The 20,086-nt window shown below is 37.3% G+C and carries 19 protein-coding genes; 10 read left to right on the top strand and 9 right to left on the bottom strand.

Annotation, left to right across the window (positions count from 1 at the left end):
* Nucleotides 1-9 precede the first annotated feature (9 nt).
* The 6 genes from ACE01N_RS07385 to ACE01N_RS07360 all read left to right on the top strand — a co-directional run bounded on the left by ACE01N_RS07385 (nt 10) and on the right by ACE01N_RS07360 (nt 5,786).
* Entirely contained in the window at nt 10-1,425 is a 1,416-nt protein-coding gene (locus ACE01N_RS07385; protein ID WP_380586468.1) for a TolC family protein, read from the top strand.
* A 154-nt stretch (nt 1,426-1,579) separates the two neighbouring features.
* On the top strand, nt 1,580-2,392 hold the full coding sequence (locus tag ACE01N_RS07380) for a LytR/AlgR family response regulator transcription factor (RefSeq protein WP_380586465.1): 813 nt from the start codon (nt 1,580-1,582) through the stop codon (nt 2,390-2,392).
* Nucleotides 2,393-2,400: 8 nt separating this feature from the next.
* Nucleotides 2,401-3,447 (top strand): sensor histidine kinase, encoded by a 1,047-nt coding sequence (locus ACE01N_RS07375; protein WP_380586462.1) that lies wholly within the window; start codon nt 2,401-2,403, stop codon nt 3,445-3,447.
* 169 nt (nt 3,448-3,616) lie between these two features.
* A complete protein-coding gene (locus tag ACE01N_RS07370) occupies nt 3,617-4,189 on the top strand; it encodes a hypothetical protein (RefSeq protein WP_380586459.1) in 573 nt (190 codons plus the stop codon).
* A 4-nt stretch (nt 4,190-4,193) separates the two neighbouring features.
* Complete coding sequence (locus ACE01N_RS07365; RefSeq protein ID WP_380586456.1) at nt 4,194-4,568, top strand: hypothetical protein; 375 nt, start codon at nt 4,194-4,196, stop codon at nt 4,566-4,568.
* A 90-nt stretch (nt 4,569-4,658) separates the two neighbouring features.
* A complete protein-coding gene (locus ACE01N_RS07360; RefSeq protein WP_380586453.1) occupies nt 4,659-5,786 on the top strand; it encodes a carboxypeptidase-like regulatory domain-containing protein in 1,128 nt (375 codons plus the stop codon).
* Nucleotides 5,787-5,834: 48 nt separating this feature from the next.
* Here the strand turns inward: ACE01N_RS07360 and tpx are convergent, their stop codons facing one another.
* Nucleotides 5,835-6,335, bottom strand: a complete 501-nt coding sequence (gene tpx / locus ACE01N_RS07355) for a thiol peroxidase (protein ID WP_375728306.1) — start codon at nt 6,333-6,335, stop codon at nt 5,835-5,837.
* 137 nt (nt 6,336-6,472) lie between these two features.
* Nucleotides 6,473-8,092 carry a glycoside hydrolase family 88 protein gene (locus ACE01N_RS07350; protein WP_380586448.1) on the bottom strand — a complete coding sequence of 540 codons (1,620 nt, stop codon included), beginning with the start codon at nt 8,090-8,092 and terminating at the stop codon, nt 6,473-6,475.
* Nucleotides 8,093-8,304: 212 nt separating this feature from the next.
* Here ACE01N_RS07350 and ACE01N_RS07345 point away from each other — a divergent pair, with 212 nt between their 5' ends.
* Nucleotides 8,305-9,924 carry a hypothetical protein gene (locus ACE01N_RS07345; RefSeq protein WP_380586445.1) on the top strand — a complete coding sequence of 540 codons (1,620 nt, stop codon included), beginning with the start codon at nt 8,305-8,307 and terminating at the stop codon, nt 9,922-9,924.
* Between the two features lie 2 nt (nt 9,925-9,926).
* On the opposite strand, the gene ACE01N_RS07340 is transcribed toward ACE01N_RS07345, so the two are convergent.
* Both ACE01N_RS07340 and ACE01N_RS07335 read right to left on the bottom strand, forming a co-directional pair.
* Nucleotides 9,927-10,904 (bottom strand): sensor histidine kinase, encoded by a 978-nt coding sequence (locus ACE01N_RS07340; RefSeq protein WP_380586442.1) that lies wholly within the window; start codon nt 10,902-10,904, stop codon nt 9,927-9,929.
* Between the two features lie 97 nt (nt 10,905-11,001).
* Nucleotides 11,002-12,591: a gluzincin family metallopeptidase gene (locus tag ACE01N_RS07335; protein ID WP_380586439.1), complete on the bottom strand. Its 1,590-nt coding sequence runs from the start codon at nt 12,589-12,591 to the stop codon at nt 11,002-11,004.
* Nucleotides 12,592-13,012: 421 nt separating this feature from the next.
* On the opposite strand from ACE01N_RS07335, the gene ACE01N_RS07330 reads away from it, so the two are divergent.
* Complete coding sequence (locus ACE01N_RS07330; RefSeq protein ID WP_380586436.1) at nt 13,013-13,738, top strand: LytR/AlgR family response regulator transcription factor; 726 nt, start codon at nt 13,013-13,015, stop codon at nt 13,736-13,738.
* Nucleotide 13,739: 1 nt separating this feature from the next.
* Here ACE01N_RS07330 and ACE01N_RS07325 read toward each other — a convergent pair whose 3' ends face one another.
* Nucleotides 13,740-14,312 carry a class I SAM-dependent methyltransferase gene (locus tag ACE01N_RS07325; protein WP_380586433.1) on the bottom strand — a complete coding sequence of 191 codons (573 nt, stop codon included), beginning with the start codon at nt 14,310-14,312 and terminating at the stop codon, nt 13,740-13,742.
* A 5-nt stretch (nt 14,313-14,317) separates the two neighbouring features.
* Nucleotides 14,318-14,524: a YgaP family membrane protein gene (locus ACE01N_RS07320; protein ID WP_380586430.1), complete on the bottom strand. Its 207-nt coding sequence runs from the start codon at nt 14,522-14,524 to the stop codon at nt 14,318-14,320.
* Between the two features lie 243 nt (nt 14,525-14,767).
* On the opposite strand from ACE01N_RS07320, the gene ACE01N_RS07315 reads away from it, so the two are divergent.
* Nucleotides 14,768-15,223, top strand: coding sequence for a hypothetical protein (locus ACE01N_RS07315; RefSeq protein ID WP_380586427.1), 456 nt, complete (start codon nt 14,768-14,770; stop codon nt 15,221-15,223).
* A gap of 63 nt (nt 15,224-15,286) precedes the next feature.
* On the opposite strand, the gene ACE01N_RS07310 is transcribed toward ACE01N_RS07315, so the two are convergent.
* Together ACE01N_RS07310 and ndk are read right to left on the bottom strand one after the other, a co-directional pair.
* Entirely contained in the window at nt 15,287-15,712 is a 426-nt protein-coding gene (locus ACE01N_RS07310; protein ID WP_380586424.1) for a DUF4395 domain-containing protein, read from the bottom strand.
* 71 nt (nt 15,713-15,783) lie between these two features.
* Nucleotides 15,784-16,203, bottom strand: coding sequence for a nucleoside-diphosphate kinase (gene ndk / locus ACE01N_RS07305; protein WP_375728316.1), 420 nt, complete (start codon nt 16,201-16,203; stop codon nt 15,784-15,786).
* A 243-nt stretch (nt 16,204-16,446) separates the two neighbouring features.
* Here ndk and ACE01N_RS07300 point away from each other — a divergent pair, with 243 nt between their 5' ends.
* On the top strand, nt 16,447-18,597 hold the full coding sequence (locus tag ACE01N_RS07300; RefSeq protein ID WP_380586419.1) for a S46 family peptidase: 2,151 nt from the start codon (nt 16,447-16,449) through the stop codon (nt 18,595-18,597).
* 54 nt (nt 18,598-18,651) lie between these two features.
* On the opposite strand, the gene ACE01N_RS07295 is transcribed toward ACE01N_RS07300, so the two are convergent.
* Nucleotides 18,652-19,884: a cation:proton antiporter gene (locus tag ACE01N_RS07295; RefSeq protein ID WP_380586416.1), complete on the bottom strand. Its 1,233-nt coding sequence runs from the start codon at nt 19,882-19,884 to the stop codon at nt 18,652-18,654.
* Between the last annotated feature and the right edge of the window lie 202 nt (nt 19,885-20,086).

Below are 20,086 nucleotides of genomic sequence, written 5' to 3'. Positions count from 1 at the left end.
AGAAAAAAGATGAAGAAGATAATTATGTATAGCTGGGCAGTGCTGTTCTCAGTTTCCTTGGCAGCTCAGGATACATTAAAGCTGAATCTGGATCTGGATCAGTGCCATGCAATGGCTTTGGAAAACAGTAAAGCCATTAAAATTGCTGAACAGAATATGAATAAGGCTAAGGCTGGGAAGACTACTGCACGTTCAGCCTGGTTTCCGAATATTTCTGCGTCGGCTACCGGTATGTATTCCAGACATGAACTGCAGACCGAACTGACACTTCCTACCAAAACATTTGATATGACAACAGGGGAGTTAAAGCCCAATATTGCCATTAATCCTGCTACGGGGCAACCCATTATCGGACCGGACGGAAACCCTGTATTCAATACGTATGCTTTTCTGCCACTGGATATCACGTTGTATGGTGGTGCTGTTGCAGGCATTTCAGCACAGCAACCTATTTATGCTGGTGGAAAGATTCTGGCAGGAAACAGAATGGCCGGAATAGCTGAAAATCTGGCTTCTGATAACAAACAGCTAAAGGAGGATGAGGTAATTTTTGAAACGGATAAAATGTATTTTACCTATTTATCTGTTCAGGAGAAATATAAACTGGCCAAAGAATACCAGGATTTGTTGAAGGCGGTTGTAAAAACAGTGAATGACAGTTACGAAACGGGTATGGTGAACCGGAATGAATTGCTGAAGGTTCAGGTAAAATACAACGATGCCACCCTTCAGGTTCAAAAAGCAGCCTCCGGTCTTAAATTATCCCGGATGGCACTTTGCAGAGTAATTGGGGTAGGCCTGTTCTCACCCATTCAGATTGATGACAGCATAAGTAATGTGTCGTTTGATCCGGATCATCTGGCTCATGGATCATTTGCTGACAGGGAGGAGTATAAGCTTTTGCAGGGCCAGGTAGAACTTGCAGAACAACAGGTGAAAATGGTGCAGGGTGATTACCTGCCAACCGTCGGTGTGTCTGCCGGATATAACTATTTTAATGTGGGACTGGAAAACATGAGTAACTATGATTCTCATGGTTTCAGCGCCATTGCCAATGTGAAAATACCGATCACCACCTTTGGTGAGCGCAAAGGGAAGGTGGCATCAGCTAAAGCAGATTATACGATAAAACAACTTGAACTGCAACAGGCACAGGAGCTGTTAATGCTCGATATTGAACAGGCACGCCTGAATTATCAGGATGCTTGGACACGCATTGAAATGACTCGAAAAGCTTTGGATCAGGCCAATGAAAACATGAAAGTTTGCGACGATAATTACAGCCTTGGCATGGAGACAGTGGTTAATGTGCTTGAAGCGAAAGCTGAATGGCAGAAGGCATACAGCGACAAAATTGATGCGTTGACAGATTTTAAAATTAAGGAAAGCAACTATTACAAGGTGACCAATCAGTTTGAAAAATGAATGATAATGCCTTTGGGTTAAGGATCAGATTGTTACGATTTTTAAACCTGATGCCAGTTGTTTGATAAAAGTGTAGGATGGGAAAGAAAGGTTCAGTCGGAGTGAATAAATTATTTTTATTATATCTTTATCATTTAGAAGCCTTTATTTTATAATGCACACTAAAGTCAGGGATAACATAAGACTGATTATTATTGAGGATGAAGCACACAACAGTCGTATGCTTAGAGGAATGACTGAAAAGCTTCGTCCGTTGTGGAATATTGAAGCTGTGCTCGAAAGTGTGGAGGACAGCGTTTTGTGGTTGCAGCAACATTCAACACCGGATCTCATACTCATGGATATACAGCTTTCTGATGGCATATGCTTTTCAATTTTTAAGCAGATTGACGTAGAAATGGACAGCCGGATTATATTTACGACGGCTTATGATGAGTACGCGATTCGTGCGTTCAAGGTCAACAGTATTGATTATCTTCTGAAACCCATTAATGTGGAGGATCTGGAACAGGCATTTTTAAAATTTGAAAAACTGAAGGCCTTAGAGGGATCCGGTTCATACACGTTGCAGAAGGACAAGGAATATATCTCGCATTTATTCAACTCCATAGTTACCGGTAAGAGGGAAAACAGAACACGGTTTTTGATCTCCGGTATTCATGGATATCAAAAACTGGAAACCAAGGATACTGCTTATATTTACAGTGATAATAAACTGACGTTTGCCGTTGATTTTGAGGGAAAAGAATACATATTGGATTATAACCTGGAACAACTGGAATCGGAACTGGATCCGGAACGTTTTTTCAGGGCGAACCGGAAAATTATTGTAAATATAGATTCCGTATGTAAACTGAATAACGACCTTGGCGGAAAGCTGATAGTTGAGACAAAACCTCCGACTGGCTTCGTGATTACTGTCAGCAGGCTGAAAGCGGGCGAATTTAAAATCTGGATGGGGAAATAAAAAGCAATATGTTTGGTTCAGGTAATTTTGATTTTTTTGTAAATATCGGCACATATAAGCCCAAATATGTTCTGATACGTTCTCTTGTCATATCTGTATCGGCAATTATCATTATTTATATTACCGGTGTAATGACCAAATGGGAACTTCTGCCGGCTGAACTGAAACTGACAATTTACACCATAGCAGTACTGGCATTCAACAGTGTAACGGAAGTTAATCTTTTTATTATCCGTTTATTCAGAAAATGGGAACGTTTTGGGAAAAGCCTTTATATACAGATTCTGAGCGTTTTTGCTGTTACACTTCTTTTGGTTTTTGCATGGATCCAACTTGCCGAAAAACTGTTGGGAGAAGTAAATCTTTTAACGCTCCATGTAACTCAGATTGTCTTGATCATCGGTCTGTTAATAATCCTAATTCACATATTGATTATCATATTGTCAAATTTGACAAGAGATTACCTCAACAGCCGAAAAGAAATTGATGAGTTGACACAGGCTAAACTCATGAGTGACTACAATCAGTTACGGGACCGTCTGAATCCACACTTCCTTTTCAATAACCTGAGTGTACTAAAGTCGCTGATACATTACAGTCCTGATGATGCTGAGGTCTTTACAGAGAATTTTACCAATGTATACCGGTATATGCTCAAATGTCACGATCAGAAAACGGTGCTTTTGCAGGAAGAAGTAAAGTTTCTTCATTCTTATATTGCACTTCATAAGGAACGTATTGGTGAGGGATTGCAGGTTGCAATACACATTAAGGATTCTGATCTTCAGAAAGAATTACCGCCAATGGCGTTGCAGTTGCTGGTTGAGAATGCCATTAAACACAACGCCGTGAACCGTAATCATCCGCTTAATGTAAAAATTACTTCTGACGATAATTTTATAAGTGTTCAGAATAACCTGAATAAAAAAGATACAACGTACTCCACGCAAACCGGATTGAAAACCTTGGATGCCCAATATAAAATGCTGGCGGGGAAATCAATTTCTGTGAAAGAAGATGGTTCTGTTTTTACCGTGACTTTACCGCTGTTATAGGATTAATTTCTATCATTTACGTTACATCTTGATGTTCTGTTTTCTATTGCATAAAAGGTGGTGGAATAAAATTTGTTATTTATATTAAATTGCTTATTTTTATTTGAATGAATTGTTTGACCTGTTAAGCAGTCTGTTGAAGTTAAAATTAACCTGAAAAACTTGCATCATGAAACATCAGTTTTACCTGTTTGCACTGATTATAATATTACCAATAGTAAATTCCTGTTCAACACAAGGGACTTCAGATTATATTTCTTTTGATGATGTGGTCGTGGATGATCCTGATAGTCCCAATAAGTTCCGCCAGATTACCTTCGTAATTAGTCTGAAGGATGAAGAAAACGGATATCTGAATCTTGAACGGATTGATAGTGTTAAGTTGTTCGTTGATGCCAGGTACTGGGGATGCTTTACTTCTGAGCTTCATGATACCACTGGGCTAACATCCCGGGTGATTAACGATTTATCTTATTCAGATAAAAAAATCGACTATCTGGTCGTAGCACCTTATGATTATTCGCCGGATGAGCTGGAAACTGCGGGCCAGTTTGTACAATATCTTAAAGACCGGATTGTACTTACTCCGGGAGCATATGTGTGTGAAATTAATAAGATTAAATATTCTAACCATAACAAGGAATTGCTTGATCGGAAAGTGCAGGTGTTTTCTGATTTTACCGTGGTGGAGAATGCAACCAGTTCTTATGTTGGTGATATTGAAATTATTGTAAATCCCTGAGATTATGAAAAAGTTTATTTTTATAGTATTTGCTATTCTACTCGTATCCTCCTGTCAGGAAGAACCGTCTTCTATTAAAATTCAAAATAGTCTTTCTGACGCTGTCATTAGAAATGCTCAGTGGGGTACGGTAAGGGTTGCCTCTGAATTGTTGCCTGGTCAAAGGTCTGAAGCGTTACATTTAGATAATACCTACAATTATTATGATATCAGACTGCCGAATAAATTCCCGGTTAAATTTTATGTAGATGTGGATGGAGATAGAGTTTATCTTCAAACCCGGGATTCATTCAGGTTGGGTATTGAGGAAGAAATTGTTATTATCATCGATGATGATACTGAAGTGTTTAATCAATTACTTGAGGAATACAATTATTAAATAATTACTGGCATAAAACTTGCTTCTATCCGGTATGTTATAAACTTCAACTTTAGATATAACCTCATTAAAATAACCGGATATTGCAGTATGAAATCAACACTCGTTTTAATATTCCTTTTTGCTGTATTTGCAAGGAGTTACTCTGTTGAAATTACAGGAAATATTATGGATGCCGATACCGGTAAGCCTGTCGAATATGCTGCAGTATACATCAATGGAACCACTATTGGTACAATAAGCAGTACAGATGGATACTTTAGTCTGAATTATGAAATTGATAACTGCCAGCTTGTAATTAATCACCTGAGCTATAAACTGGTAGTTTTAGATATAACGCCCGAATATTCAAGAAATCTGAAAATTAACCTGGAACCCAAAAATATCGAAATTTCACAAATCAACGTGCAAAGTGAGAATTTAAGGTCAAAGAATATGACCTATTTCAAAAAAATTTTTCTTGGGAATAATTTCTGGGGAGAAAATGCAGAAATCCTCAATGACAGTGTGTTGGTCTTTAGAAGTGAATATTTTGGAGATGATGCACCCAAAAAGGAATTGATTAATAAAATCAAATCTTTTGAAGTTAAGGCAACAGCTCCCTTACAGATTGATTTGCCACGACTGGGATATTTGCTGCAGTATGATATGGTAAAATTCGTTGAAGCATATGACCCGCAGCTTGGAATGAATGTTATAAATAATGCCGGATATACCTACTTTAAAGCTTACGACCAGGTTTCCAGACTACAGGAAATGCGGTTCCGAAGAAACAGGTATAAGGTGTATTATCATTCTATTATGCATTTCATGCGTTCGTTGTATGAAAATAAACTGGCAGAAAACGGGTACGATGTTTTTACATATTCCAAAAATGATTCTGTTAAAACAATGGATCAGTTTTCCCTTGATTCCTGTGGTTGTATTACATACGAAAATGATGAAGCATATATAACAGGCATGAAAGGGCGTGAAATGATTATTTATTACTATACCAATAACTTTAAGCCAATCAACTTATCTAAATTTAACGATGACGCATCCTGGAGAATTTTAACCGGATTGAGGCCTGAATCATATTCGCTCTTATATGTGGGTAAAGATACTTGTGTTATAAGAAAGGACGGTACACTCCCTGGAGGTGGAGAATTGATTTTTAATGGTGACATTGCCAAAAAACGCTATGGAGCTTATCTTCCCAGTGACTTTGAACCATAAAAAAATCCGCCCATTTATTGAGCGGATCTTTTTGCAATGATTAGTATTTTATTTTAAAGCACTCAGTGCTGCTTCATAATTTGGTTCTTCCGTAATTTCCGGAACCTGCTCTGTATATAAAACTTTGCCATTTTCGTCTGCTACGACAACAGCCCTTGATAACAAAGCAACAAGCGGCGAATCAACGATTTCAACGCCGTAATCTTTACCAAATTTACCGGTTACGTAATCTGAAAGCGTTTCTACGTTTTCAATACCTTCTGCACCACAGAAACGACCTTGTGCAAATGGCAGGTCTTTCGAAATACATAATACCTTTACATTATTTAAATCTGCAGCTTCTTTATTAAAGCGGCGTACCGATGCAGCACATGTACTTGTATCCAGACTTGGGAAAATATTTAAAACTAGTTTTTGGCCTTTATAATCTGCCAGTTTAGCTTTTGATAAGTCTCCTTTGGTTAATTCAAAATCTTTTAACGATTGTCCAACTTCAGGTAATGCACCTATAGTGTTGACCGGGGTTCCTTTTAATGTGACTTTACTCATTTTTTTTGGTTTTAAATTTCAATGTATATAAAACCATAAAGGTGTTCTTTGTTCAATAAAATGTTGAATTTTAGTGAAATTTTATGAACCCGGAGATTATTGTTTAACCCGGATGCCCATTCTTTGGTTTTATCCGTTTACTCTTTTATAAAACTGGCCTGCGAATGCTCTGATTTTAATACATACATTCCAACAGGTAAGCCGGATACTGAAATAGTATTCTCAGATGCTGTTGTACATGTTCCTGCCTGAACTACTTTTCCTCCCACTGTTAGTATCTGGTATTCCATTACCTGTTCATCTGTAGTAATATGTAGTTTGTTATGAACCGGATTAGGGAAAACGTTTAACGCTTCAGAAGTTACATTTTTAATCGGAGTTATTGAACTAAAATTCGCAGTAATATTTTTACTGGCATCCATTTTTACATAGATTACAGAATCTGTGTCTGTTACATCGCCGGTCCAGCCATCAAATTGATACCCTGTTTGAGGTCGGGCCGTCAGTTTAATGTATTCTCCCGGCATGTAGGCTGTGTTTTCATATGGATTGATTACATTTCCTCTACTGACAATGTCAATGTTCAGATCGTAAATTCTTTCTTTGGGCCATTCCATTACCGAAGACAACGAAAGAATGGCGCAATACCCATGAGGATGACTGGACGGTGGTGCACTCACGGTTGACTGCGCCACATACGTTGCATAATCATCTTTAATCCCCATTCCACCTACAAACCCATTGATAACCGGCATATTTTTGTTATCCATGGTAATCTTTGCCTGTATACCTTCCCATCCTTTAGCAATTACATCGTCGTACGTTGCATCAATATAACCTTTATCGCGTGCTTTTTTGAGCATGTAAATAAACATGGCGCTGCCTGATGTCTCAATCCAGTTTGATGAGAGATTCCCTTTATCAACTACCTGGTACCACAGTCCTGTGGAGTTATCCTGGTTTTCTTTAATTCCCTGAGCCAAACCCTGTACAAGAGAAATGAAATCCTGATATTTTGCATGATCAGTTGGAAGAATATCCAGCATATCAACCAAAGCCATGCAGTACCAGCCCATTCCCCTTGACCACACTTCGGGAGAACGACCGTTAGCATCAGCCCAGGATGCAGCTTTGGTTTCATCCCAGCCATGATAGATTAAATGGTTGCTCTCATCGTATGCATGAGCTGCCAACAGAGTGGTCTGTTTAGTTGCTTCATTAGTGGCATATTCCATGTCGTTGAACATTGAACCATATTCAAGTAAAAAAGGCTCGGCCATATAAATTCCGTCTGCCCACATCTGATTAGGATAAATCTGTTTGTGCCAAAATCCACCGGAAGGATTTCGCGGTTGTTTGTCAAATTCACTTCGTATAATATCTGCGGCTTTTTTATATTTCTCTATACCTGTTTCCCTATAAAGATAATTTAACAGCAATCCGGGATGGAGATGATCCAGATTATTGGCGTTAGAATTAAAAGTTATAGAGCCTGAAGCACTTACATAACTGTCTACATACTTTTTTACATAATCCAAATAAGCCGGGTTATGGGTGTAGTTGTATATTTTTATCATCCCATATAACACAATGCTGTTAGAATATTCCCAGCCTTTTCCTGTCATATCGTTAATGTTATTGGGATAGCGATACATAATGGCATCTGAAAAATCAACACCCCAGTTTGTGTCCTGGGCATGCAGCAAAGAAAAATTTATCGTAAAAAGACAAATAGCAAGAATTATTAGTTTTTTCATAATTATGTAATTGGTAGTAATATCTACAAAGAAAGTAAAAAAAGGATCGTAATAAAAGAGGAAATCTATTTTGAATAAATACTTTGGGTTAATGTTTTATAAACATCATGAAAACTACAATATCAGAAATCTTTTCAGTTTTGAAATTGTTTCTTTTTTTATAACTTAGGGACACTTTTTATGTATGGATCAACGTAGAATATTTATCAACAATGAAAAATTCATCAACTATATTTCTGATTATTTTCAGTTTAATTTCTTCTTTGGCTTTTTCTTCGGTAAAGCTAAAAGTAAGTGAAAATAACGCAGGGAAAAATTTAATTAGCGGAAAAGCCGTTGTGGCAAAAGAATACAAATTTCCGGGCGTCATTCAGAAATCGTATCTGGATACCCTGACCAACTCTATTACAGTTGTTCAGCAACGTGTTAACCAAAGTGGAGAATGGCTTAAGAACCGTGGCGACCTTATTCTCTTCAGCATTAAGGATGACAATATAAAGTGGAGTAAGTCCATAAATTATGTAAACAGCAAAGTGCTGCAGTACAACGATAATATATTTCTGGAATCGGATAATATTTTAAACTGTCTGAAGATAAGTGATGGAGATGAATTGTGGGATGCTAAAGTAAACCTGAAATATATTGATCCACTAATGAACGTTGGAATAGGTTATACATACCGTTCGGCTATTGGTGTAACAAACATGCTTAAAGGTGTCGATCTGAAAACCGGAGAAGTTATCTGGAAAAGAGAAATAAGTGAACAGTATAACTGGAGCAATCAGATTATTCATATTAACGATTCAGTTATTCTTATTGTTGCTGCCGGTTTGCATACCATAAATCTGAAAACAGGCAAAGGTTGGGATTACGATATGATAACAGGCGAGAATGAAACAAAAATAGTGAATAATGACGTCTATCATGTATCTGATGTATATGCATTTACAAAGTATTCAGGGGTATTTCTGAAGAATGAAGTAATATCTAATGTTGGCTCAAACCTTTTAAATGAAGACGGTTATATCTATTTTGCATCAAAGGATAATTTGATTAAAATCGATCTGGATGGAAATATTCAGTGGACATTTGCTATACCATCGGGGAAGTCAAGTAGTTCAGAATTATTTATCCGCTACAACAGACTGTATCTTTTTAATAAAGGATATGCATCGTATAATGAAACATCGGTTGGTCCGCTGGATCCGAACGTTTATGATCAGAGTGTGGATACAAGAGACGGGAATGAAAAAATATCCTATGGTAAACCTTATCTTACTGCATTTAATCCGAATAACGGGAAGCAACTATTTGTTAAAGAGTTTAATACAGATGATCAGCTGATTCTGGATTCGAAAATTCAGGACGATAGGTTGACAGTGTTATATCAGGACAAAATGAAAGCGTTTTCTTTAGTTGACGGTTCTGTTATAGAGGAAAAATCATTTCTAATTAATGTGCTTGATCCATTTAATCATTTTTTAAATGATAAAATTTATCTGAAAACTGAAGATGTTAAGGGCAGTAAAATTATTGATCCGGATACATATTATCTGATCAGTACTCGTGATAATAATCTTGTTGTTATAGATCATAATTTTGAGTTTGTTAAAAATCTGGTTCTGGCAGAGAATTATCTTCCCTACCGCAGCAATAAGTATGGGTACAATATATTTGCCAATAATAAGGAAACCATAATTCTGAATCCGGCAGGTAAAGCAGCTGCATTGTTATCTGTTTCAGCAAATCAGATCATCGCAAAGAAGGTTTTATACGAAATAAAGGATGGCAGTTTCGTAATTGTTGATCTCAAAGACATTCTGACGGAATAATTTTATAATTCCTCCATCAGCAACTCAGCTTTGTAGACTTTGTTATTCTCGTTTATGTCAAGCTTATAGTGACCCGAATAAAGAAGTTCAAGCCTTTTTTGCATGTTGGAAAGGCCGATACCTTTTTTTTCTGCTTTATGGGATTGGGAATTCCCGGGTTTGCTGTTCTCTGCAATAAACAACAACTTGTCACCTTTGCGTTCAAATGATAGTTTTATCCACGGTATGCCGGGGTCAGAACCACTTCCATGCTTAAAACAGTTCTCTACAAATGTAAAAAGGATCATAGGTGCAATCCTGAAATTATCCACGCCCACATCGATTTGAATGGAATAATCCAGCCTGTCACCATACCGGAGTTGCTGCAGTTTGACATAGTTGTTGATCAGATTCATTTCTTTCTTTAGTGTAATAACCGGCGTATTGCATTCATACAGTATGAACTGGAACATATCTGACAACCTCGAAATCATTTCCGGAGTTTTATCAGATTTCATTAGAGCCAGCGTATAGAGGTTGTTAAGCGTATTGAACAGGAAATGAGGGTTTAGCTGGTTTTTAAGCATTTTTAGTTCTGTTTGCAGGTTCTCTTTTTCCAACTCTGTTTTGGCTTTTGATTCTTTTAACCATTCGGATGTAAACTTTCGGGTAACAAGGAACATTGAGGGAATCCAAACCGGTAAAAGTGACTGTATGAACAGATTGAATGAAAACCATTTTTCCGGGGCGAGTGCATGAGGCCAGAATATACCATAAAACACGAAATGATTCAGTAACAGAAAAAGTATTCCCGAAGCAATTGTTGTGCCTGTCACAATTAAAGCAACAGCCAGGTAATTCCGTTTTTTAGTAAGCAGTGCCGGGACAAAGTATTTTAACATTGTATAGGCAAACAAAGCAAATGCAGGAATGCCTGAAAGGTAATGCGTAAAAACAAGCCAGAACGGTTGTTGCCCGTTAATGCCGATTAAGGAAGCCATAAAAAGGCAGTATACCAACCAGAATATACTGTGGTATATTACATTTAAAAGTCCTTTGTAATTACTTGATGCCATAATTCCCCAATTATGTTACAACTTATTTGTATAAGTTGCTGATATATTCCGGAGTAAATGGTTGTCCTGTAGCATCTTTTATGATATCTCTCCAACATTTGGAATCGCCATATCTAAAGATGTCCTCGGTCATCCATTCACCATATTTTTCATTGTGTTTTACTTCTTCAAGCAACATACCTCCAATGGCTGCCGCATATATATATGCCTGGTAAATTCCTGAATTATGAATGATATGCGTATCCTGAATCCATAACGGAACTTTTTCAACATCCGGCTGATCATAATAGAAATATTTCTTTTTCAGTGCCCAGAATAGTTTATTGATATCCTGATCCGGATCCTTAATAATCTCCTTTTCCAGTTCGGCTCTGACCAGCAAATCCCTCGTCATAAAAAGCATGTATGGATTTTTCAGATCGCTGAAATATTCTGATTTTAAAGGATTCAAACCTAAACGATCCGTCAGTTGAGGGTCTGCAATAAACAGAGATTGAAAAGCAAATCCAACAGCTTCATTCATTGCAAGATTAGGTTCACGCAGCATAAAAGGAATGTCCTGTTCAACATTTTTAAAATAAAAGGCATGTCCCGTTTCATGCAAAAGATTAACCATGTCCCAGAATCCAGGTTTGAAAGAACCATATATGCGTACGTCTTCCCTGTTATCCATATTGATTACAAAACTACCTCTGACCTTGTCATTACTCCACCATATATCGCTGTTTGAGTAAATGTTACCGTCTATAAACCCTTTGTCATTAAAGTAATTTATGAGAGTGTTTTCTATAGAATCTTCACTCAAGTTAATTTTGGGTTTGTCAGGGTGGGTCAATTCTAATACATTAAGGTAAAAATCTGAGTATGTGATTTTATTTGGCGAAATACCTTTGTTCGTAACTATAACACTGTCAATTGTATGTTTAAATTTCAGGTAATCGCCGCGCGTAAGGCTATCAATTGCTGAAATTACTTTTTCCTGTTCCTGATTTGATAGTTCGTTTTTATCAAGCCAGTAAGACCAGAAGTTTTTAAATCCGGCCTTTTTTGCTGCACTGTTTTTTCCTCTGATGATATCTTTATAGTCTGCAATCAGTTCATTTCTTCTCCTGTCATACATCAACATTGAGTCACTTCCCAAATACTGAATGTCATCACCTTCCGGTTTACTCCTTTTCAGATCATAGAATTTATTAGCCAGCTGGGCTTGCTTGTCTGTGAGCGTATAAAAATCAAACCTTGCCCATGCATACTGATCATACAACTTCTCCAGTTCACGTTTTAATATAGGATCACTAACAAGACCTGAACTTCGCAACCGGTTTAGAAAATCATATTCCGAGATATTGTTATATATTGCCCTGATATTTAATTCGGCTTCTGTTTTTTGATTAAAAAGTTTGTGTATACTGTCGGCCTTATAGTAATATTTATCAGGATTTTTATGACTGGTATAATTATCCCAAAGCATCTCAGCATTTTCTTTATGCAATTGTTCCAGTCCTTTTTCGTGCGTAGCTATAAAATGTTTTAAAAGATATTCTGCTTTTCTGTTATCGGAACAACCTGATATAACAAATAAGACAACTAATATAGGCAGTAGTCTTTTCATATAACAGTACTTAGGCTATAATTATCCATGTTTCAAAATTACCGAATTATTCCGTCTGTTTAAGATATTTAAGCTTTAAAACTAAAACGGATCATCGAATATAAGGTTAATTTTCAATCAACCGTAGTATGTAAGATGTCAGAAATGGATAAGTGGCATTGAATCAGGTTATTGTAATATTGCCTTCGCGATTTTGGTATGTGAACGTATTTTAAACCGTAATGTGTGTCGTTAACCCTGTGAATTATGTTGTTCGTTGATAAACACACGCTGAATTGTTGTAATCAATAAATTTGTAACTTTACAACTGATACCTGAAAAAATTGAGTAGAATGAACCTTCTGAACTCAGATATTAAACGGGGAAACCACAGGGGAATTATTACATCTTTTAGCGTATTCATTCATCAATCGTTTTTATCATGAAGAACAAATGTATTATAGTTGATGATGAACCATTGGCCCAGGAGCTGATGAAAGATCATGTGTCCAAACTGGAAGATTTTGAACTGGTTGGTGTTTGCAGTAATGCTATGGAAGCTATGACAGCTTTGCATAATAGCAAAGTTGACCTGATGTTTCTTGATATACATATGCCGCAAATAAGTGGAATCGAATTTTTGAAAATACTTAAGAATCCGCCAAAAGTAATATTTACAACCGCATACAGGGAACACGCTCTTGAAGGGTTTGAACTGGATGTTGTGGACTATCTGCTGAAACCCATCACGTTTGAACGGTTTTTGAAATCGGTGAATAAGTTTTACCAGACCAAAAGTGATACGGTTCAGGTGAACGAGGGAATAAAAGGCCCGGATGATTCTTACATTTACGTGAAAGAGAATAAAATGGTAAAGAAAATACCGTTGAAAGACATTCTTTATATAGAGGGTTACAGTGAGTATGTAAGAATATACATGCCAGATAAACGGATTATTACAAAAGCCAGTCTTACCGAACTTGAGAATAAACTACCGGCAGATGATTTCCTAAGAATTCATAAATCTTATATTGTGTCGGTTCCGCATATTACGGCGTTCAGTGCAAGTATTATAGAAATTAAAGAGAAGGAATTACCAATAGGAAGGAATTATAAAAATTCAGTTATGAAGGCACTGAATTATAACGGTTCTGTTAACGTCACCTGAATCAGCGTTTATGAGCAATAGTGGCATAAAACCAGTCACCGATCACCATCATTTCCTTTGATGTCACAGTTTCCGATTTAATATATTCATTCAGTTTTTCCGGTTCAATCCGAATGTTAACAGGAGGGCCTGAAGGTGTTTCAATAACCTGCCATTCAAGGATAACAACACGGCCACCGGGTTTTGTAATGCGTAAAAGTTCATTAAGATATTTTTCCTGGTCCGGCACCTCATGAAGCACAAAAGAACAAAACGTAAAATCAAATGTATTGTCTGGTAAAGGAATTATCATTGGTTCCATCTTTACCACGTCAATATTCTTTATTTCTTCATCAATTTTGCGGCTATTGACAAAATTCAGCATTTCAGCTGAAATATCGGCTGCAACAACCTTATTCGGATTAACATATTTTGCTGCAGGGATACTGAAAAAACCCGTTCCACATCCGATATCGGCAACAGAATATTCAGGTTTTAGTCCTGTTTTAATGAGAGTTTCTTTAGGAGGAACCGCTTTATAGCGGTCCTCCGATTCCAGTTTCAGTAGTTTTTTCGGATCAAAAACTTTAGACATTACGGTTAAGATTTCTTTTTTTGTGTACTAATTCCAAATGGTAAATAGAGTGGACATGTGCCTACAAGGCTGGTCAGAAGAAAAATAATTCCAATCACAAGCAGTACAATACCCAGAGTTCCCGTAACAACATTTGTGAAATAAAGTACGCCAACTGTCAGAGCAATAATAACTCTTATTACCTTGTCAATGGCACCCATGTTTTTTTTCATGACGTAAAAATTTTGATGATCACATGTAATAACAAATGTATGTGTTATAAGTTTAATTCTGAGTTGACCGACCCATTACAGGAACGTATAAATACGAGTTGTGAACAACCTTGGATCAGAAACAGAAGTTGTTGGCACATTGGTGTTTATCGTTTGTATCTTCAAACCAGCGGTAGACTGAAAATTCAGTGAACGGTGTAAGAATGCTTTATACATTTGGTTCAGAATATTAAATCAAGTGCCATGAAAACAAAACTTATAGTATTAGTAGGAGTTATTTGTCTGGCTTTTGCAGCCCAGGCTACTGAAAAGAAAATGATGAAGGGACAAACATTCACTTCAATGGGTGACTATGAAGTGTATAAGGATCTGGATAAGTCGAACGACGATTTTAAAATTTTTGTGATCAAATATGAAAACACAGATGAAACTTTTGTTGTAAGAGTTTGCGAGGGTGATAACTGCCATAATTATGTTGTGTACGGTAATAAGCTGGAATTGCAGTACAAGGCAAAAAAGAACAATGTATTTGGTTTAACCAAAATGGATAAGGAATTCAGGAAACTGGATAAAGATGTTACGGCAAAGCGAATTGACAGGGAACAGATGTTCAGGCAAAAAGTTATTTCAACCACACCAAAGTCAGAGAAACAATACCTTGGATTAATAGCTTGTTACCTTCCACAACTGGTTAAATAACTGATATTACGGAATAAAAAAATGCCCGGCAAACACCGGGCATTTTTTATGTACTGTTGAGAATTATCTTTTTCTTAAATAAGGATAAAGTTTACAAGCTACACAATAAGAAAATGCCGATTCCAAAAGGGCAAAGAATACAAGAACACCTGCAAAGTAACAACCTATTGTGCTGAATCCCGTAACCGAGCAGAACAATACGGCACCGGAAATAAACGTTCCTACCTGTGCTGCAAAAATTTTAGGGCCTGCATTAATCATTTTAGGTTTTATCTGAAAATTGCTTAAAATAAACTTGCTGGTTCTTGATACAGGACTAAATGCAGATTCCCAAAAGCCTCTGACCAGGAAGTCAAGAAAGATAAACCCAATGACAACAGGACTCCCGGTTGCAAAAAACAAGGCAAAAAGAACAATAATGAATGACGAATTTAATCGTGCAACATTATTATCTACGCTTTTAAATGTAATCGGACACAATTTCTCCATTATACTTCGTTATTTCAATTTCATTTAAATAACAATAAGAAGTATTAAATGTTCTGAACTAATTCAAAAAATTAGTAGCGTTCTGTTTCTGAAAAGAAAAATGCTGCCTCAATCAGTGCATTTTCATCGCTGTCGGATCCATGCACTGCATTATGCTGCATTGATTCCGCAAAAAGTTTCCGAATGGTACCTTCTTCGGCATTATCGGGATTTGTGGCCCCAATTAAACTACGGAATTCGGTAACAGCATCATCATGTTCCAGAAGCGCGGCTACAATAGGACCGGACGACATAAATTCTGTCAGTGTTTCGTAGAACGGTTTACCTTTATGAACCGCATAAAACTGTTCTGCACGTGCCTTGGATAACCGGGTTAACTTCATTGCTTTGATTTTGAACCCATGCTCGTTGATGATACCTAGAATTGGACCAATATGGTTCTTTTCTACTGCTCTGGGTTTAATCATGGTAAGTGTTATATTTCCTGCCATAGTAAAAAAAATTGTAAAGATTAAGGTTAAACATATTCATACAGTCAGTTTTAATAACCCACAACTGTATGATAAAGTTTGAAGCGCATAAAATTAAATTTATTTTTTATTTATGATAAACAATCTCTCCCTTTTTTGATCGTATATACAAACATAAATTTTTAAATGTTTAGGATTTTTTCATTTTCAATCTGCTGATTATTATTATTTTTGCGGACTTTGAAGAAATACACACACAAAAACATGAAAAACTTTTTATTAACGCTTGTAGCATTCTTACTTGCCTGTGGTAATTATGTAAAGGCTGATGAGGGCATGTGGATGCTGCCCTACATCAAAGATCTTAATATCAAAACCATGCAGGAAATGGGTCTTAAGCTCAATGCGGATAAGATCTACAGTATTAATCATTCCAGTATTAAAGATGCAGTTGTAATTTTTGGAAGGGGATGTACCGGTGAAATCATTTCAGATAAAGGCTTGATCCTGACCAATCATCACTGTGGTTATTCTGCTATACAGAGTCATAGTTCTGTGGAGCATAATTATCTGGAGGATGGCTTCTGGGCTGAAGAATTGGCCGATGAAATTCCAACACCGGGATTATCTGTAAAGTTTCTGAAAAGTATTGAAGATGTTACCGATCGTGTGCTTGGTTGTGTAACTGACGATATGAAAGAAGCAAAAAGAGAACTGAAAATTGATTCGGTTTTGGTTGCCATAGCAGGTGAAGTTCCTGATACTTTGGGATATGTTCCTGTGGTAAAGCCCTTCTACTCAGGGAATGAATATTACCTGTACGTTTATCAGGAATATCCTGATGTTCGCTTTGTAGGCGCTCCTCCATCTTCAATTGGTAAATTTGGAGCCGACACAGATAACTGGATGTGGCCACGCCATACAGGTGATTTTAGTATGTTTCGCGTTTACACTGATACCTTGGGAAACCCCGCTTCTTATTCTGAGCAGAATGTCCCGATGAAGCCCAAATATCACCTTCCTGTGTCCTTAAAAGGAAATCAGATGGGGGATTTTGCGATGATTCTGGGATTTCCGGGAAGTACGGATCGATACCTGACTTCATGGGGTATCGAGGAAAGGATGGACATTGTTAATATGGCGCGGATCCAGGTGCGTGAAATTAAGCAGAATATCTGGCTTAAGGATATGCAGGTAAGTGAGAAGGTCCGGATTCAGTACGCGACAAAATATGCGCACAGTTCCAATTATTATAAGAATAGCATTGGAATGAACAAGGGTCTGAACGATTTACATGTTTTGGAGAAAAAAAGAGAACTGGAAGATCAGTTTACAAATTGGGTCAACCAAACGGATGCACGAAAAGAAAAATATGGCGAAGCACTGCCTTTACTGAAGGAAGCTTATATCAACAGAGCACCTCAGAACAAAGCCCGTAATTATCTGCGTGAGTCTTTGATTTCAGGTACTGAGGTTTATTTCTTTGCTTATCGGGCAAAGCGATTCGCAGATATTATGATAAGCGGTAACGAGGAGCTGCAGAGGATTATGATTGATCGCATGCGTGAAGATGGAGAAAAATTTTTCAAGGACTATAATCCGTCAACCGACAGGAAGGTTCTGGAAGCTATGCTTAAGGTATATGCACAGGAAATTTCAAATGTATATTATCCGTCTGTTTACCAGTTGATTAAATCAAAGTATAAAGGCGATTATGCCAAATATGCCGATAAGTTATTCCGTAAATCAATTTTTGTAGATAAAGATCGTTTTATGGCATTTCTCGATAAACCGAGTATCAAAATTCTGAAAAATGATCTGGCATTTCGCGGTGGTGTTTCTGTTTTTAGTGAATATAGTCTGTTAACAGAACTGATGAAACAGCAGGATTTTAATATTTCAAAAGGACGAAGACTTTTTGAAGCAGGCCTTCACGAAATGGAACCGGATAAAGTATTTTATCCTGATGCCAACTTCACAATGCGAATGAGTTATGGTCAGGTTGAGGATTACATGGCACGCGATGCGGTTCACTACTTATATTATACCACACTTGAAGGTGTCATGGAAAAGGAAGATCCGAAAAACTGGGAGTTTGTGGTGCCGCAAAAACTTAAGGAGCTGTACCTGATCCAGGATTACGGCAGGTATGCGGATAAAGACGGAACCATGCACGTTAACTTTTTAACAAATAACGATATAACAGGAGGTAATTCCGGTAGTCCGGTAATCAATGCCAACGGAGAATTATTTGGTTTGGCATTCGATGGCAACTGGGAAGCCATGAGCGGCGATATTGCGTTTGAACCGGAGCTACAGCGAACCATTAATGTGGATATACGATACGTGCTGTTCATCATTGACAAATATGCCGGAGCAGAACGATTAATTAATGAGATGACGATCGTTGAATAAATAGTATTGATCCCAAATAGTTAAGTGCTGTAACCTATGTGTTGCGGCACTTTTTTATGTATTACTTTCAGCTTCCTTTTTAATTTCTCCTGCTTTTACAAGGAAGAATTTTGCCATTACCGGACCAATGATCTCATGTACTATGGTTGCCCCGATAACAATACTTATTATCATGTCGGCAATCTGTGAAAAACTGTCGTTTTGTTTAATCATTAGTGCCAGTCCTATAACAATGCCACCCTGTGGGAGCAGTCCCCCGGCTGTAAAATGGCGAACTTTACGGTCTGCTTTTACCATAATGGCACCACTGAAAGTTCCTATGAATTTCCCCATCGCTCTTAAAATGATAAAAATTATAATGAGCCAGTAAGAATTTGAAACAACAGAGAAATTAAGATGCATTGAAGAAATGACAAAAAACAGTACGAAGATTAGTTCTTCTGTATATCCCTCAAGAATTTTAAAAATCCTGTCCTGTTTTGGGTTGAAATTTGCAATGGCAATTCCCATAGTCATGGTAGCCAGTAATTCATCAACTTTAATGAGTTCTGCCAGTCCGAACGCCAGCATCAAAAATCCAAAGGTCATTAAAATCAATACCCCGTCATTAAGTTTTTTAGAAAACCTGGTGGTAAGATTAAAAACTGTTCCCATTACAATACCTAAAATAATTGAACCTCCTATGATGTAAGCCGGTTCCATAAATGCTTTATGGAAAGAAAACGATTGACCGGTCATCATGGTGGCGGCCAGTACAATAAATATACTGTAGTTCAGAATGCCTGCAATATCATCAAAGGCTGCAACACCCAGAATAGTGGAGGAGACTTCTCCTTTCGCTTTGTATTCATGAGTGACTGCTAAGGTAGCTGAAGGATCGGTGGGGCAGGCCAGCGATCCCAAGATTAATCCGATGGGCAGTGAGTATATTGCAAGGCTGGAGTCAATTCCCAGGTATGGAAACAAAAAGTAAAAGCCTAAGGACACCATTATAAATGCCACTTCAGCTTCCATGACTGTGATAAGCAGGATGGTTTTCCCCATTTTGCGCAGCTCGCTCATCTTTAAGGTTCCACCTACAGATAGTGTAATGAATGCCAGACTGATATTTGTGACAAATTCGGTGTTGTTGATGAATCCTTCGGGAATAACGGATGTAATCTGAGGATTTAATATTAAACCCACCAGCAAATAACCTGTCACCCTTGGGAGACCTGCTTTCTGTGCACCTATACCGGCAATATATCCGGCAATAATTATGATCCCGTAAATTAATATCGGTTGCATAGGTCCTGTATTAAATATCAGTACTGTGGTAAAACCACTTCATTCTCTTAATGTTTACTGCGATACTAAATAAAAAATGCATATTCATTCAAATTTTGTAGAATGACCGCATAACACTATGCGCATTACCTTGTAGTTCTGTCTGAAAACTTATATATCTGGTACAGAAAATTGGTTCTCCGGAATTTTGTACTGCTGTGGA

Source organism: Quyinboa ferrireducens (assembly GCF_042436675.1).
Lineage (GTDB): Bacteria > Bacteroidota > Bacteroidia > Bacteroidales > UBA5342 > JBHJHP01.
Note: the sequence above shows the minus strand (reverse complement) of the source record. Positions and strands in the feature narration are given on the sequence as shown.

Bases quoted from the DNA above. Each gene is read 5' to 3' on its own strand.
- ACE01N_RS07385 (WP_380586468.1), top strand. From the start codon at position 10: ATGAAGAAGATAATTATGTATAGCTGGGCAGTGCTGTTCTCAGTTTCC.
- ACE01N_RS07380 (WP_380586465.1), top strand. From the start codon at position 1,580: ATGCACACTAAAGTCAGGGATAACATAAGACTGATTATTATTGAGGAT.
- ACE01N_RS07375 (WP_380586462.1), top strand. From the start codon at position 2,401: ATGTTTGGTTCAGGTAATTTTGATTTTTTTGTAAATATCGGCACATAT.
- ACE01N_RS07370 (WP_380586459.1), top strand. From the start codon at position 3,617: ATGAAACATCAGTTTTACCTGTTTGCACTGATTATAATATTACCAATA.
- ACE01N_RS07365 (WP_380586456.1), top strand. From the start codon at position 4,194: ATGAAAAAGTTTATTTTTATAGTATTTGCTATTCTACTCGTATCCTCC.
- ACE01N_RS07360 (WP_380586453.1), top strand. From the start codon at position 4,659: ATGAAATCAACACTCGTTTTAATATTCCTTTTTGCTGTATTTGCAAGG.
- tpx (WP_375728306.1), bottom strand. From the start codon at position 6,335: ATGAGTAAAGTCACATTAAAAGGAACCCCGGTCAACACTATAGGTGCA.
- ACE01N_RS07350 (WP_380586448.1), bottom strand. From the start codon at position 8,092: ATGAAAAAACTAATAATTCTTGCTATTTGTCTTTTTACGATAAATTTT.
- ACE01N_RS07345 (WP_380586445.1), top strand. From the start codon at position 8,305: ATGAAAAATTCATCAACTATATTTCTGATTATTTTCAGTTTAATTTCT.
- ACE01N_RS07340 (WP_380586442.1), bottom strand. From the start codon at position 10,904: ATGGCTTCCTTAATCGGCATTAACGGGCAACAACCGTTCTGGCTTGTT.
- ACE01N_RS07335 (WP_380586439.1), bottom strand. From the start codon at position 12,591: ATGAAAAGACTACTGCCTATATTAGTTGTCTTATTTGTTATATCAGGT.
- ACE01N_RS07330 (WP_380586436.1), top strand. From the start codon at position 13,013: ATGAAGAACAAATGTATTATAGTTGATGATGAACCATTGGCCCAGGAG.
- ACE01N_RS07325 (WP_380586433.1), bottom strand. From the start codon at position 14,312: ATGTCTAAAGTTTTTGATCCGAAAAAACTACTGAAACTGGAATCGGAG.
- ACE01N_RS07320 (WP_380586430.1), bottom strand. From the start codon at position 14,524: ATGAAAAAAAACATGGGTGCCATTGACAAGGTAATAAGAGTTATTATT.
- ACE01N_RS07315 (WP_380586427.1), top strand. From the start codon at position 14,768: ATGAAAACAAAACTTATAGTATTAGTAGGAGTTATTTGTCTGGCTTTT.
- ACE01N_RS07310 (WP_380586424.1), bottom strand. From the start codon at position 15,712: ATGGAGAAATTGTGTCCGATTACATTTAAAAGCGTAGATAATAATGTT.
- ndk (WP_375728316.1), bottom strand. From the start codon at position 16,203: ATGGCAGGAAATATAACACTTACCATGATTAAACCCAGAGCAGTAGAA.
- ACE01N_RS07300 (WP_380586419.1), top strand. From the start codon at position 16,447: ATGAAAAACTTTTTATTAACGCTTGTAGCATTCTTACTTGCCTGTGGT.
- ACE01N_RS07295 (WP_380586416.1), bottom strand. From the start codon at position 19,884: ATGCAACCGATATTAATTTACGGGATCATAATTATTGCCGGATATATT.